Origin of the sequence: Agrobacterium tumefaciens, from assembly GCF_031801495.1 — a bacterium.
Taxonomy (GTDB): Bacteria; Pseudomonadota; Alphaproteobacteria; order Rhizobiales; family Rhizobiaceae; genus Agrobacterium; species Agrobacterium tumefaciens_K.
In genome coordinates, this window is sequence record NZ_JAOEGC010000001.1 from 1,883,252 (window position 1) to 1,896,973 (window position 13,722).

At 60.4% G+C, this 13,722-nt stretch carries 13 protein-coding genes and 1 riboswitch; of the genes, 2 read left to right on the plus strand and 11 right to left on the minus strand.

Annotated elements, in window-relative coordinates; genetic code table 11:
* The 3 genes from N7578_RS08715 to N7578_RS08725 form a co-directional block, all read right to left on the minus strand.
* Window positions 1-912 (minus strand): ABC transporter permease, encoded by a 912-nt coding sequence (locus tag N7578_RS08715; RefSeq protein WP_311109875.1) that lies wholly within the window; start codon window positions 910-912, stop codon window positions 1-3.
* 71 nt (window positions 913-983) lie between these two features.
* Complete coding sequence (locus N7578_RS08720; RefSeq protein ID WP_311109876.1) at window positions 984-2,273, minus strand: PotD/PotF family extracellular solute-binding protein; 1,290 nt, start codon at window positions 2,271-2,273, stop codon at window positions 984-986.
* Window positions 2,274-2,304: 31 nt separating this feature from the next.
* Window positions 2,305-3,390, minus strand: a complete 1,086-nt coding sequence (locus N7578_RS08725; protein ID WP_311109877.1) for an ABC transporter ATP-binding protein — start codon at window positions 3,388-3,390, stop codon at window positions 2,305-2,307.
* A 259-nt stretch (window positions 3,391-3,649) separates the two neighbouring features.
* Here N7578_RS08725 and N7578_RS08730 point away from each other — a divergent pair, with 259 nt between their 5' ends.
* A complete protein-coding gene (locus N7578_RS08730; RefSeq protein WP_311109878.1) occupies window positions 3,650-4,360 on the plus strand; it encodes a GntR family transcriptional regulator in 711 nt (236 codons plus the stop codon).
* Between the two features lie 160 nt (window positions 4,361-4,520).
* Here N7578_RS08730 and N7578_RS08735 read toward each other — a convergent pair whose 3' ends face one another.
* Together N7578_RS08735 and alr are read right to left on the minus strand one after the other, a co-directional pair.
* Entirely contained in the window at window positions 4,521-5,777 is a 1,257-nt protein-coding gene (locus N7578_RS08735) for a D-amino acid dehydrogenase (protein WP_311109879.1), read from the minus strand.
* 7 nt (window positions 5,778-5,784) lie between these two features.
* Window positions 5,785-6,951, minus strand: a complete 1,167-nt coding sequence (gene alr, locus N7578_RS08740; protein ID WP_311109880.1) for an alanine racemase — start codon at window positions 6,949-6,951, stop codon at window positions 5,785-5,787.
* 128 nt (window positions 6,952-7,079) lie between these two features.
* Here alr and N7578_RS08745 point away from each other — a divergent pair, with 128 nt between their 5' ends.
* Entirely contained in the window at window positions 7,080-7,538 is a 459-nt protein-coding gene (locus N7578_RS08745; protein ID WP_311109881.1) for an Lrp/AsnC family transcriptional regulator, read from the plus strand.
* Window positions 7,539-7,547: 9 nt separating this feature from the next.
* On the opposite strand, the gene thiD is transcribed toward N7578_RS08745, so the two are convergent.
* The 6 genes from thiD to N7578_RS08775 form a co-directional block, all read right to left on the minus strand.
* A complete protein-coding gene (thiD, locus tag N7578_RS08750; protein WP_311109882.1) occupies window positions 7,548-8,345 on the minus strand; it encodes a bifunctional hydroxymethylpyrimidine kinase/phosphomethylpyrimidine kinase in 798 nt (265 codons plus the stop codon).
* Window positions 8,342-9,004, minus strand: a complete 663-nt coding sequence (gene thiE, locus N7578_RS08755; protein WP_311109883.1) for a thiamine phosphate synthase — start codon at window positions 9,002-9,004, stop codon at window positions 8,342-8,344. Before thiE ends, thiD begins: the two co-directional genes overlap by 4 nt.
* A complete protein-coding gene (locus tag N7578_RS08760) occupies window positions 8,991-9,731 on the minus strand; it encodes a hydroxyethylthiazole kinase (RefSeq protein ID WP_311109884.1) in 741 nt (246 codons plus the stop codon). Before N7578_RS08760 ends, thiE begins: the two co-directional genes overlap by 14 nt.
* 2 nt (window positions 9,732-9,733) lie before the next feature.
* The gene (locus N7578_RS08765) at window positions 9,734-10,678 is read right to left on the minus strand and encodes an ABC transporter substrate-binding protein (protein WP_311109885.1); all 945 of its coding nucleotides are present in this window, start codon (window positions 10,676-10,678) and stop codon (window positions 9,734-9,736) included.
* Window positions 10,675-11,460, minus strand: a complete 786-nt coding sequence (locus tag N7578_RS08770; protein ID WP_311109886.1) for an ABC transporter permease — start codon at window positions 11,458-11,460, stop codon at window positions 10,675-10,677. Before N7578_RS08770 ends, N7578_RS08765 begins: the two co-directional genes overlap by 4 nt.
* 129 nt (window positions 11,461-11,589) lie before the next feature.
* A riboswitch (TPP riboswitch) is annotated at window positions 11,590-11,692 on the minus strand.
* 36 nt (window positions 11,693-11,728) lie between these two features.
* On the minus strand, window positions 11,729-13,720 hold the full coding sequence (locus N7578_RS08775) for an alpha-glucosidase (protein ID WP_311109887.1): 1,992 nt from the start codon (window positions 13,718-13,720) through the stop codon (window positions 11,729-11,731).
* Window positions 13,721-13,722 lie beyond the last annotated feature (2 nt).

The following is a 13,722-nucleotide window of genomic DNA, read 5'->3' on the forward strand; positions in this document are numbered from 1 at the left end:
TCACAGCTCCTTGCGGATATCGACGATGCGGAGGATGCCTGCGACCATCAGAAGAACGAGGATAAGCAGGATGACGGCGTTGGCGGCAGCGGCCGGATATTGCAGCAGCGACATCTGGTTTTTCATCATCAATGCGACAGAGGCACTTTGCCCGCCGGACATGACCTGAACGGTGGAGAAATCCGCCATCACCAGCGTCACGACGAAGATGGTGCCGATTGCCATGCCGGGTTTGGCCAGCGGGATGATGACGTTGGAGAGAATCTGCCAGCTCGTGGCACCGGCGTCGCGCGCCGCTTCGATCAGCGATTTATCGATGCGCATCAGCGTGTTGAAGATCGGCGTGACCATAAACAGTGTGTAGAGGTGCACCATGGCCAGTACCACGGCGAAATCCGAATAAAGCAGCCATTCGATAGGCGCGGGGATGATGCCGGTGCCGACGAGTGCGCTGTTGACCAGCCCGTTGCGCCCCAGAACGGGTATCCACGAAATCATGCGGATGATGTTCGATGTCAGAAACGGCACGGTGCAGATGAGAAACAGCACCATCTGCATTGTGGTGGTGCGGATGTGGAAGGCGAGGAAGTAAGCGACCCAGAAACCGACGAACAGCGTGATCGCCCACACGACGGCCGCGAATTTCAGTGTGTTGATGTAGGTCTGCCATGTGACCCACGAGCCCAGCGTTTCCGTGTAGTTGAAGGTCACGAAATCCGGATACATCTGGGCGAAATCGTAGTCCCAGAAACTGACGACGGCGATCATGGCAATCGGCAAAAGCAGGAAAAAGCCGAGGATCAGCAAAAGCGGCGTGGCCTGGATATAGGACACCAGTTTTTGCGGCAGCACGAAACTGCGTGCCGGCTTGTCCGTCTTTTCGCTGACACCGATGAATCTGACTGTCGCCATGATCGAGCCTTTCGCTGAATTTGCCGAGGCACCGGCGGCGAGACTCGCCGCCGGGCTTTGCTTAGAATGCATTAGGCTGCGATGAACTCGTTCCAGCGACGGACCATGTAGCGGTCTTCGTCCATCACGGAGTTCCAGCACGCGACCTTGCCCATGCGCTCCTCGAAGGAGCCGCCATCGCGCACTGCGCCTGCCTTTTCCATGACCTTGCCGTCGGGGGCGACGATATCGCCCTGCGCGGGCTTGCCTTCGACCCAGTAACCCCACTCGTCGGCTGTCATGTGTTCCTTTGCAGTATCCATGGCAGCGGAGTAGTAACCCTGACGGTTGAGATACGCGCCAACCCAACCGGAGGTGTACCAGTTGATGTACTCATAGGCCGCATCGAGTTTTGCACCGGACAGGTGCTTGGCAAGGCCGAGACCGCCGCCCCACGAACGGTAACCTTCCTTCAGCGGCTGGTATTTGCAGGCGATGCCCTTGGAGCGGACGGCTGCGACAGCCGGCGACCACATGGACTGGATGATGACTTCACCCGACGCCATGAGGTTGACGCTTTCATCGAAGCTTTTCCAGAAGGCGCGGAACTGGCCGTCCTTCTTGGCCTTGATGAGGAAGTCGATCGTCTTGTCGATCTCTTCCTTGGTCATGTTGCCCTTGTCGGCATATTTGAGGTTGCCCATGGCCTCCATGATCATCGCCGCATCCATGATGCCGATGGACGGAATGTTCAGGATCGAGGTCTTGCCCTTGAACTTGGGGTCCATGATATCGGCCCAGCTGGTGATATCACGGCCGACGAGATCCGGGCGGATGCCGAGCGTATCGGCGTTGTAGATGGTCGGAACCATGGTGAAATATTCGGTTTCACCCTTGGCGAACGTCTTGTCGCCGGGCTTTTCTACGAAGCCGACCGTGTGCGGCGCGGTACCCTGCGCCACGACGCTGTCCGGCTTCAGCTTGCCGTTTTTGAACAGCGGCACGATCTTGTCGTAGTATTTCAGCTTCTTGATTTCCATCGGCTGGATGACGCCCGCCGGGTAAACCTTCTTGAGGATCCAGTATTCGATGTCGGCGATGTCGTAGGAATTCGGCTGGGTCACGGCGCGCTGGGCGGCGGCGTCGCTGTCCGTTGCGGTCATTTCAAGCGTGATGCCGAGGTCGGCCTTGCACTTTTCGGCAATGGCATTGAGGTTCGAAACGCCGGTGCCGAACTGGCGCAGCGTGATCGGGTTCTGTGCCCAGATCGTCGGGAAGCCGGTGATGAGGCCCGAGCCGATTGCCGCACCTGTGGCGGCTGCACCCGCTTTCAGCAGGCCACGACGGGAAAGGCCACCCTTGGTTTTGGAGTTGTCGGTCATTTCAAAGTTCTCCTCTGGTTATTTTTTGGGGTCACTTCTCTACCCGGCCGAGCACGATGGGATCGGCCGCATTCCATGAAAGCGGTATGGCGTCGCCGACCTTGATCGGGTTTTCGAAGAAGGCGACGTCGCTCAGGATGACGTTGAAATCCTCGATACCGGCGCCGGTGACGGCGATCTTCACGCTGCCGCCGCGATATTCGACATTCGAGACAATGCCGGTGAAGCCGAGGCCCGGCTGCTCCGGTTCGCCCACACGCACACGGTCAGTTCTGACGGCGATGTCCATGCGGTCGCCATCCGATACAAAGCCGTTGCCGATGAAGGTGCCGCCACTGACCACTTCCATCGTGGCGACATCACCGCCCTGCTCCTTCAGGCGACCGGAAATAACGTTGTGGTCGCCCATGAAGCGGGCGACGAACGCGGTGGCAGGCCGTTCGAAAACCTCGCGCGGCGTTGCCGCCTGCTCGATCCTGCCGTCGTTCATCACGACGATGATATCGGCCAGCGCCATCGCCTCTTCCTGGCTGTGGGTGACGTGCACGAAGGTGATGCCGAGTGACGTCTGCAGCTTTTTCAGCTCGGCGCGCATGCGGATTTTAAGAAATGGGTCGAGGGCAGAAAGCGGCTCGTCCAGCAGAAGCGCTTCAGGATCGGTAATCAGGGCGCGGGCCAGTGCCACACGCTGCTGCTGTCCGCCTGAAAGCTGTGCAGGGCGACGGGTGGCATAGGGCTCGAGCTGCATCAGCTTCAGCATGTCGAGCGCCTTGGCGCGGCGCGTTTCCTTGTCGATGCCCTTCATCTTGAGGCTGAAGGCCACGTTGTCAACGAGATCGAGATGGGGGAACAGTGCGTAGGACTGGAACATCATCGCCGTGCCGCGTTTGGCGGGCGGCAGGTCCGTGACGACCGTGTTTCCAAGCCGCACATCGCCGCTGGAGATGCTTTCGTGGCCTGCGATCATGCGCAAGGTCGAGGTCTTGCCACAGCCTGACGGGCCAAGCAGGCAGCAATAGCTTCCAGCCGGTATCTTCAGGCTGATGGCGTGCACGGCGGTCGTGTTGCCATAGATCTTGGAAACGGAAGCGATGTCGATTTCAGCGGCTTTGCTCATGCATTTCCCTCTTTTGATCGCCTCTTCCGGTGCATAAGTCGTGCCAGTTGGGCGCGGTGCACGCTAAAGCTCTGGAATTCCTTCATTTAATTTTGAGTAGAGAGAAGAAGGCGACATCTTGGCGGGTTGCATGCACAAAAAACGCGCTATCGTTTCCAGCTGTGCACAAAATTGTATACAATGTTTTCGCGGCTCGCTGGACGATTCCTGTTTGCGCTGACCGTGCTTCGCGCTAAAACTGTGGAAACAGGACACCTCCATGAGCCTTGCCCACATAGCCCCGCCAGCCGATCAGACACAGGAAGACCGTGCACAGGCCATTCGCGACACGCTGCGTGATGCGATCGTGGACCGGCGTCTGGCACCGGGGACCAAGCTTTCTGAATCGGAAGTCGGAACGCTGTTCGATGTCAGCCGCACCGTGGTGCGTGCGGCACTTCAGATGCTGGCCTTCGAGGGGCTGGTGCGGGCCGAGCGCAACCGCGGCGCCTTCGTCTCCAACCCGACGCCGGACGAGGCACGGCAGGTTTTCGCCTCGCGCCGCCTGATCGAGCCGGGCATCGTGGATGCGGCCATCGAACGGCTGACGCCGGCGACCGTGAAGCAGCTCCGCGATCATCTTGATGAAGAAACGCGCCATCAGCACGAACGTGGACCGATGGCAAGACGGGCCGAAATCAAGGCATCCGGCGATTTCCATCTGATGCTGGCGGCGGTGGCCGGGAATGCTATCCTTGAAAAATTCATGGATGAGCTTGTGGCCCGCTCATCCCTCGTCATCGCGCTTTATGGACGTTCAGGCGTTTCGAGCTGCGGGCACAACGAACATGCCGACCTTCTCGACGCGCTGGAGGCTGGCGATGCGGCAAAGGCCCGCTCGCTCATGCTGCATCATATCGACCATATCGAAGCCGATCTCGACCTTCGCATGAAGGAGGGCCTTGCGCTCAAGGATGCGCTGGCGCTTTAGGATAGAGCGCGAGCTTGCATTCCATGCAGCGTTGTCGGTTGTGACCCGCAGGTGCATATACCCACTGACGTTATCCTACGGACTTGCCCCGAGGATAACGAAGGAAAGAGTGCGCGTGTGACGGAAGCGGGCAGGTTGCTGTTCGACCTTTGGGCAATCGTCAGGCCGTATAGCGGCTGATGGCGAGGTCGTGGGTGTCGATTTCCGGCTTTTCACCGCTGATAAGGTCTGCCAGAACGCGTGCGGAACCGCAGGACATGGTCCAGCCGAGCGTGCCGTGGCCGGTGTTGAGATAAAGGTTGCTGTAGCGCGTCGGGCCGATCACCGGAGTACCGTCGGGCGTCATCGGGCGCAGGCCGCACCAGAATTTCGCCTGTGTCTGATCTCCGGCGCCACCAAACAGGTCTTCCACAGAGTGTGTCAGCGTCTCCTGCCGAACGGCAGGCAGATCCTTGCTGAAGCCTGCTATTTCCGCCATGCCGCCAACGCGGATGCGTGAGCCCAGGCGGGTAATGGCGACCTTGTACGTTTCATCCATGACGGTCGAGACGGGCGCGCGTTCTTCCTTCACGATCGGTACGGTGATGGAGTAACCCTTGACCGGATAGACAGGCAGATCGAGGCCGAGCTGGCGTACGAACTGCGGTGAATAGCTGCCGAGGGCCGCGACAAAGACGTCGGCTTCGATCAGACCCTTGGTCGTCTCGACGGCCTTGATACGGCCTGCCTCGACGATGGGGCGCATGATGCCGGTATCGTAGATGAAGGTCACGCCCGCTTCTTGCGCCATGCGCGCCAGTTCGGAGGTGAACACGAAGCAGTCGCCGGTTTCGTCGCCGGGAAGGCGCAGGCCGCCGACGATCTTTTCCTTGGCGGGAGAAAGTCCGGGTTCGATGGCGGCGCAGCCGTCGCGGTCGAGAATTTCGAACGGCACACCGCCTGCCGTCAGGACGTCGACGTCCTTGCCGATGGCGTCGAACTGTTTTTGCGTCCGGAAGACTTCCAGTGTTCCCTGCATACGCTGGTCATACTGGATGCCGGTTTCGTCGCGCAGCGCCATCAGGCAGTCTCGGCTGTATTCGGCGATGCGCACCATGCGGCTCTTGTTGATGGCGTAGCGGGCCGATGTGCAGTTGCGCAACATCTGCGTCATCCAACGCCATGCCGCCGGGTCGGTCGTCGGGCGGATGATGAGCGGCGCGTGTTTCATGAACAGCCACTTCATCGCCTTGACCGGAATGCCCGGTGCGGCCCATGGCGAGGAGTAACCGGGAGACACTTCGCCCGCATTGGCGAAGCTGGTTTCAAGTGCGGCGGCTGGCTGGCGGTCGATCACCGTCACCTTGTGTCCGGCCTTGGCCAGATACCAGGCGGATGTCACGCCGACGACGCCGGCTCCCAGAATTGTGACGTTCATGATCGTCTCACTTGTCTTTTGTTGTCGTTGAAGCGCAGGCCACGTTCTGGCCCGGCTGAACATATGTGCGGCGGTAACGGCGACCGAGGCCGGTCAGGATCTCGTAGGCGATGGTGCCTGCGTCCTCGGCAATGTCTTCGAGCGTCTGATCGGGACCGATCATCTGCACGAGACTGCCGTTCGTCAATGTTCCCTCGGGCAACGCTGAAATATCGAGGATAATACTGTCCATGGAAACGCGCCCGACGATGGGCAGGCGAACGCCGTTGAACCAGGCGGCGCCGCGGCTGCTGAGCGAGCGGGGCAGACCGTCCGCATAACCTGCGGCAATCGTCGCGAGGCGCGTTTCCTGCGTCGTGCTGAACGAACCGCCGTAACCGACCATCGAACCGGCCGGAACCGTGCGGGTCTGGATGACGGCGATATCAAGCCGGACAACCGATTTCATCGGGTTGGGGCGCACGGTGGAGGGTGCTCCGCCATAAAGGGCGATACCCGGCCGCATGAGCTGATTATGATAATCCGCACCTAGGAAGATGCCGCCGGAATTGGAAAAACAGACCGGCGCATCGGGGAAGACGGCGGCCGTCTTGCGCATCACGGATAGCTGCGCGGCGTTTGCGAGATGCTCCGGCTCGTCGGCGCAGGCGAGATGGCTCATCACGAACTGCACATCGATACCGTCCAGCAGTTCCCGCTTTTCGGCGAGGATGGCGAGTTCTTCCGGCGCAAGGCCAAGGCGGCTCATGCCCGTATCGACCTGCACGGCCGCGGGCAGCGTCGTGCCCAGTTTTTGTGCATGCCCAGACCATTGCTCGATCTGTTCGAGCGAATTCAGAACCGGGATGACGGCCATGGAGGAGCAGGACGTTTCATTGCCGGGCTGAAGCCCGTTCAGCACGAAGATCCTTGCGTCGGAGGGGATGCGCAGACGCAGCGACAGCGCCTCATCGATATGGGCGGTGAAGAAGTTCCGGCATCCTGCGTCATAGAGGGTGGTCGAAACCATATCGGCGCCAAGCCCGTAGGCATCGGCCTTCACCACGGCTGCGGTCAGCGCGGTCGGTGCCATCGCCCGAAGCGACAGGTAATTGTCGCGCAGAGCGCCGAGATCGATTGTTAGATAACCACTGGCTCCACCGGCAGCCTGCTGGCGGCTGATCTGCATGTCCATGGTCGTTCACCCTCATTTTTATAAGAGGATGGTATTGCAACGATTGTCGAATTTCTTGGCAATTATCAGAAGGAAATGCGATACAAATTCATAGAAAGCAATTTTATTCGAAGAATTGGAATTTTTTGATGTCGTCTCTCGACGCAACGGACCGCCACATCATTCGCCTTCTCAGGCTGAACGCCCGTATCAGCAATGCCAAGCTTGCGGCAGAGGTGGGCCTGTCGCCTTCGGCCTGTCTACGCCGCGTGGATATTCTGGAGCGGGAGGGCATCATTCGCGGTTATACGGCGCTGACGAGCGGACTGGCGGGCGGTGAGGTCATCTCCGTCATCGTGCAGATCACGCTCGACCGGCAGACCGAGGATTTCCTTAACCGCTTCGAAAACGCGGTGCGGCGTTATCCGGAAATCCGTGAATGTTACCTGATGACCGGCGGCTCGGATTATTTCCTGCGCTGCGAGGCGGAAAGCGCGGGCGATTTCGAGCGGATACACAAGGATATCCTCTCGAAACTGCCCGGTGTTTCCCGCATTCACTCCAGTTTCGCCATCCGCAACGTGCTGGCGACGCCCAAGGCGAGGTAGCCGACGCTTTTATGCCCACCAGCGATAAAAGTGATGCACCGGCCCGCGACCCTGTCCGACCGCGAGATTGCGTCCGGCGGCGAGCGCGCCATGCAGGTAGTCTTTCGCAAGACTTACGGCCTCGGTTAGGTCGCGGCCCTGCGCGAGATGCGCGGTGATCGCTGCCGCCAGCGTGCAGCCCGTGCCGTGGTCGTTTTTCGTGTCTACCCGCGGCGCTGAAAGCGCGTGCATCTGGCCGTCCGCGAACAGATAGTCCGTGCTTTCCGGTCCGTCGCCGTGCCCGCCCTTGATGAGAACGGCTTTCGCTCCGGCTTTCAGGATGGCTTCGGCCTGCCGGGTAACCTCATCCTGCGAAACGGCAACAGGCGTATCGGTCAGAAGGGCCGCTTCCGGCAGGTTGGGTGTGACGATGGTGGCAAGCGGCAAGAGGTCGCGCCGAAGCGTTTCGATGGCATCCTCATGCAGCAACCGGTCGCCTGACGTCGCGACCATGACGGGATCGAGCACCACCGGCTGCGGTTTCAGGCGCAGGCGCGCAGCAATCGCTTCGATGGTTTCGATCCGCGATACCATGCCGATCTTCACGGCATTGATGGCGAGGTCGGAGAAGACGGCATCCATCTGCGCGACGATGGCGCCGACCGAAACATCCTCGACCGCCGTCACGCCTTTTGTGTTCTGGGCGGTGATGGCGGTGATGACGCTTGCGGCATAGGCTCCAAGCGCCGAGAACGTCTTGATATCGGCCTGAATACCCGCGCCGCCGCCGCTGTCGGAGCCGGCGATGGTCAATGCGATGGCTGTCATGACTGCCGCTCCTTCAGTGCCTTGTCGACTGCAGTGCGGAAATCTTCAGTCGCCTTTGCGATATCACCTGCTCGGAAGATCGCGGAAATGACGGCAACGCCGTCGGCTCCTGCGGCGATGACGGACGGCACGCGGGCAAGGTCGATGCCCGCAATCGCGCCGACCGGCATATCCGGCCGCTGTTCACGCAGATAAGTCCTGAGCGTCGTCAGCCCCTTGATGCCGACGGGGGCATCCGGGTTGACCTTGGAGATCGTCTCGAAAACACCACCGATGCAGGCATAGTTGGCGGGCATGGAGGCTGCGCGCTCCGCATCGGCCTTGTTCTTGACGGTGAGGCCGATGATGGCCTTTTCGCCCAGAATGCGTCTTGCGGTTTTCGCGTCCATGTCGTCCGCGCCGAGGTGCACGCCATCGGCGCCGGAAGCCAGAGCCACATCAACCCGGTCGTTGATGACGAGCGGCACGCCCGTCCCGGCAACGGCTTCGCGGATGGCGCGGGCGTTTTCGATCATTACCCGCGTCGAGGCCGTCTTGTCGCGATATTGCAGGATGGTCGCTCCGTTGAAGGCGGCAGCGAGCGCCAGTTCGGGCAGGGGGGCGATATCGGAAAGGCTGGCATCCACCAGTGCGTTGAGGCGGTAATCAACTCTCGTCATGCTCTATCCTCGCATGGGTCAGAATATCGTTGCCGGAGATAGCGGACAGGGCATCCAGAAACGCCGGTTCGAAGGTTCCGGGGCCGTTGGCGTATTGTGCGGCAAGTTCGGCGGAAACGCCGGTCACGGCAAGGGCGGCGGTTGCCGCCGCCAATGCATCCTTTTCAACCGCCAGGAATGCGGCAATGATGCCGCCGGAAAGGCAGCCCGTTCCTGTCACCTTGGCCATCCAGTGATGACCGTTGACGATCCGCACCGCATGGTGCGCGTTTTTCAGGCGATCCACCGGCCCCGTCTCGATACGCAGGGCACCCGGCACATCGCCGATCAAGGCCATTTCGGCACGATTGCCGCGCACGATGGTCGGCTTCAGTTCGATCAGTTCGCGGGCGAAGGCCAGCCGCGACGGCGAATAGTCGCAATGAACCGGATCGACGATCCACGGTTTTGCCGTGGCATTGGCGATCTCGATGGCGAGGCGGATCACCTTGCGGCGCTCCGCATCCAGCGTGCCGAGATTGATCGTCAGCGCATCCACCTTGGTCACGAAGCTTTCGATTTCTTCCAGCGAGGTGGTCATCGAAGGAATGCCGCCTATGATGGTGATGCCGTCGGCGGTGAATTTCTGGACCACCGTGTTCATCAGGCAATGCACGCGCGGCCGCGCCTGACGCACCTTTTCAAGAAGATCAGCGGCCTTTGCAGCCGTGGGGAATTCATACGTCATCGTTATTCCAGCTCCACGGCGATGTCGCTGACGGCAGGTGCCTGTTTGATCAGTTGCATATCCTGCATGAAGGCGCCGAAGCGGGCATAACGCTTGGTATCGAGGGCGGCAGGGCGCTTGGCGAAACGTGGCAGCGTATCGAAAAACGCCTGTCTGTTCAGCGCATCGTCAAGGTTGGGATAGGCCTTGATGAAAAGCTGCCAGGCGTCTTGCGGGTGATTGGTGATGTAGATCGACGCCTGCTCGACGACATTCAGGAAACGCGGCAGGCGGCTGTCCTTCGCATTGTCGCGATGGGTGACGAAGATCAACTCGTCATAGGCCGGAACGCCATGTTCTTCCGGGAAGAACGAGCGACCTTCATGGCCTTCGAGCTTCATCTGCGTCAGCTCGAAGTTGCGGAATCCGCCAAGCGTGGCGTCCACCTTGCCCGCGATCAGCGATGGCGAGAGCGAGAAATTGACGTTGATGAGTTCCACGTCGTCCTTCGTCAGGCCGTCGTTCTCCAGCATGCGCTTCAGCATCGCATCCTCGAAGCCGGAGACGGAAAAGCCGACCTTCTTGCCCTTCAGGTCTTTCAGGCTCTTGATCGGCCCGTCGGCCAGAACGGTGATGGTGTTGAGCGGTGTTTCGACAAGCGTACCGAAGCGCACGAGCGGCAACCCGGCATCGTGGTCGAGATAGAGGTTCGGCTGGTAATGAATGCCGATATCGGCCTGTTTTGCCGAGACGAGGCGCGGCACGGCGGAAGCATCGGCGGGCGGCACGAGTTCCACCTCAAGTCCCGCATCGGCAAACAGGCCGCGCTCTTTTGCGATGACCATCGGTGCGTGATCGGGGTTCACAAACCATTCGAGAAGCACGGTTAGCTTGTCGGCGGCCTGTGACTGCACTGGAGCCAGCGCGCTGGTTGCCGCGACAACGAGGGAAATAAGCGTTCGTTTCATGGTTTGGAAATCCTCCGGAAGTCTTTGAGAGAAATGGATTGTCTTGATTCGGTGGCCCACGGGGCGAGGCGGGCGGTTGCCAGATCGACCGCGAGACGCAGCAGCACCGCCATGACCGCGAGAACGACCATCGCGGCGAACATGGTGTCGGTCTGCATGCGGGCGTTGGACTGGATCATCACGAAACCGAGGCCGGCAGACGCGCCGACCCACTCGCCGATGACAGCACCCAGAGGCGCCAGCGGTGCGGCGACGCGCAGGCCGGAAATGAGCGACGGCAACGCCAGCGGCACCCGCAGCATCGTGAGGATCTGCCAGTGGCTCGCCTGCGTCAGCGAGGCGGCGTCGAGAATGTCTCGGTCGGTGCGGTTCAAACCATCGGTGAAGGCGGAAGCGACGGGAAAGAAGATGATGATCGCCGTCATCGCCACCTTGGACGCCATGCCGAAGCCGAACCACAGCACGAGAATGGGAGCCAGCACGAAGACCGGAAAAGCTTGCAGCACAAGAACCATCGGCCAGACGAGACGCCCGAAGCGGGGGATGGCGGCGGTTGCGAAGGCGATGGCAATGCCGGATGCGATACCGACGGCAAGGCCCGCAGCCATTTCACTGAGCGTGATCGCAGCCTGTCCGAACAGGAAGCCGGGTTGGCGCGAAAACGCGGCAAATACATCGACGGGCGACGGCAGGATATAGCGGGGCGGCGCAAACAGCCATGTGCCCATCTGCCACAAGACCAGCAGAAGCAGCACGCCGTTCAGCGCATGGGATGCTCGCATGGGCCTAACCGCAGGGAAAACCGCTTCGCCATGCGGCGGACAAAGGCAACTTCAGCATCATGGTTCGATCTCCAGATATGACAATCACGGAGATCCAGGCAGAGCGGAGAAGAGAAAGGGTTGCCCGTGCAGGGCGACAGTTTCCGTTCCTACGCCGGTATGACCCGGATCAGGTTCAAGGGTCCGGCTCATCGCCATCTCAGCACCGTGCGGTGCTCCCCTCGGAATGCGTCGGAAACTGTCGTTTTTTTAGCTGGCTGTCAACAATTCAAATGGATCGCAGGGTCTCGAAAAGCGAGGTGAACGCGCTATCCGCCCGGTAAAACACAGGTGGTTGGCCGAGTGGCGCATCAACGGTGATCTCACGACCGCCATTGTGCCGCGCTCCGTTCCACAGATGGACCCATTCGGCGTCGCCCGGCAGGTAGAGCGTGCGTTCGGTTTCACCCGCTTTCCAGACAGGCGCTACGAGCAGGTCCGCGCCATAGAGATAGCTGTCCTGAATGGTATAGGTCTGCCGATCCGCCTCGAAATGCAGGAACAGCGGGCGCTGTACCGGCAGTCCGGTTTGAGCCGCTTCGGTGGAAAGCGATTTCAGATAAGGGGCAAGCGCGACATAGATCGCGGTCATGCGGGCGAAATGGGCAAGCACCGTCTCGTCCTGATCGATCTGGATGTTGTCGCGCGGGCGATTGCCCTCGTGCGTGCGCATGACGGGTGTGAACGCCGCCATTTCCGTCCAGCGCATGATGAGTTCCGGCGTCCTGACATTGCCGAACAGGCTGGTATAGCCGCCGATATCGGAATGGTGATAGGCATTGCCGAGAAGGCCGGAGGATAGCGCGCCGGACATGACGGTCACCAGTCCATCGTGACGGGAGAAATCGACGGACTGGTCGCCGCCCCATAGAAGCGGGCAGTGGGCCTGAACGCCAGTGAAGCCCGCCCGCATGAAGAACAGCGTTTCGCCGGTTTTACCGCGGCTTTCGACGGCCCTTGCGTTGACCTCCGCCCAGAGGGTGGGCCAGGCATTGTGCATGAGCTTGGCATCGACGCCGTTCGAAAGGTGGATGTCGATCGGCAGATATTCGCCGAAATCGGCCATCCAGCCGGACAGGCCGAAATCGAGCATGTTCTTGCCGATGATCTCTTCGGCAAACCATGCGGCCGCATCCGGATTGGTGAAGTCGACGACGCCGCAATCGAACTCGCCGAAATCGACAAGCGCCGTCTTGCCGTCGTCGTCGGTGGCGAAGTAACCCGCCTCTTCGGCGACCGGGAACAGTGGGCCGTCGACGCAGAGGTAAGGGTTCACGTAACCGAGGAAACGAACACCCCGGTCGGTAAGTTCGGCGATCTTCTGGCGCAGATGCGGATAACGCGTTTCATTGGCCTGCCAGTCCCAGAAAAGCCGAGCACCGAATGAGGTCTGGCGAAGCCCGACCCAGTCCTCGCACCAAAGGCCGGATACCTTCGTGCCTGCGGCCATGATCTTTTCCAGCCGCGTGAAGGAATTGGCGCCGTCCTTCAGGCCGATGATCGCGCCGTTATAGACCCATTCCGGCAGTTCGGGCTGGCGGCCGAAGCGCAAGGAAAGCGCCGAGACGATCTCCGCGAAGGTATCGGCGGCGAAGAGTTCCAGCTTTTCCGGGATCGCCCAGACCTCGATCTCGTGAAAACCGTCATGGCGGAAATCGAAAACGGAATAGGCGCTGGTTTCGATATGCAGCGCATATTTGCGCGAGGAAAGATAGGTCGGCTGAGGATAATTGGTGTTGTAATAGTCGCCGCCCGCTTTGCCGCTGACGTCCGACTTGAAGGTGATTTCGGTTGTCTTGTCGCGTCCCACCCCCGGCTCTGATGTCCACAGCGGAAAGCGACGACCGCGCATGTCGAAATAGGACATCTGTTCGCCGCCGCCCCAGACATGCTCATCCTTTTCGGCAAGGGTCCGCAGCCACAGACGGTTGATGCTCGCGTCAAGCGCGGCGAAGCGGATGGCATTGCCGTCCAGCGTCAGACGAAGGCGTGGTTGCTGCCCGGGAGCCGAGGCAAGCGATACGCTTTGGGCGTCTACTTCGGCATGGCGCAGCGCGGAACGCTCGATGACATAGTCGTCGATATCGAAGTTGCCGCGGTACATATCCATCCGCTCCTTGCCGCAACCGGCAAAGAAGGCAGGATTTTCCGACGAATGAGAAAGGACAACGCGTCCGTCGATAGACAGCGCAAAGCCGTCTCCAGTCTTTTCGAATTGCATGA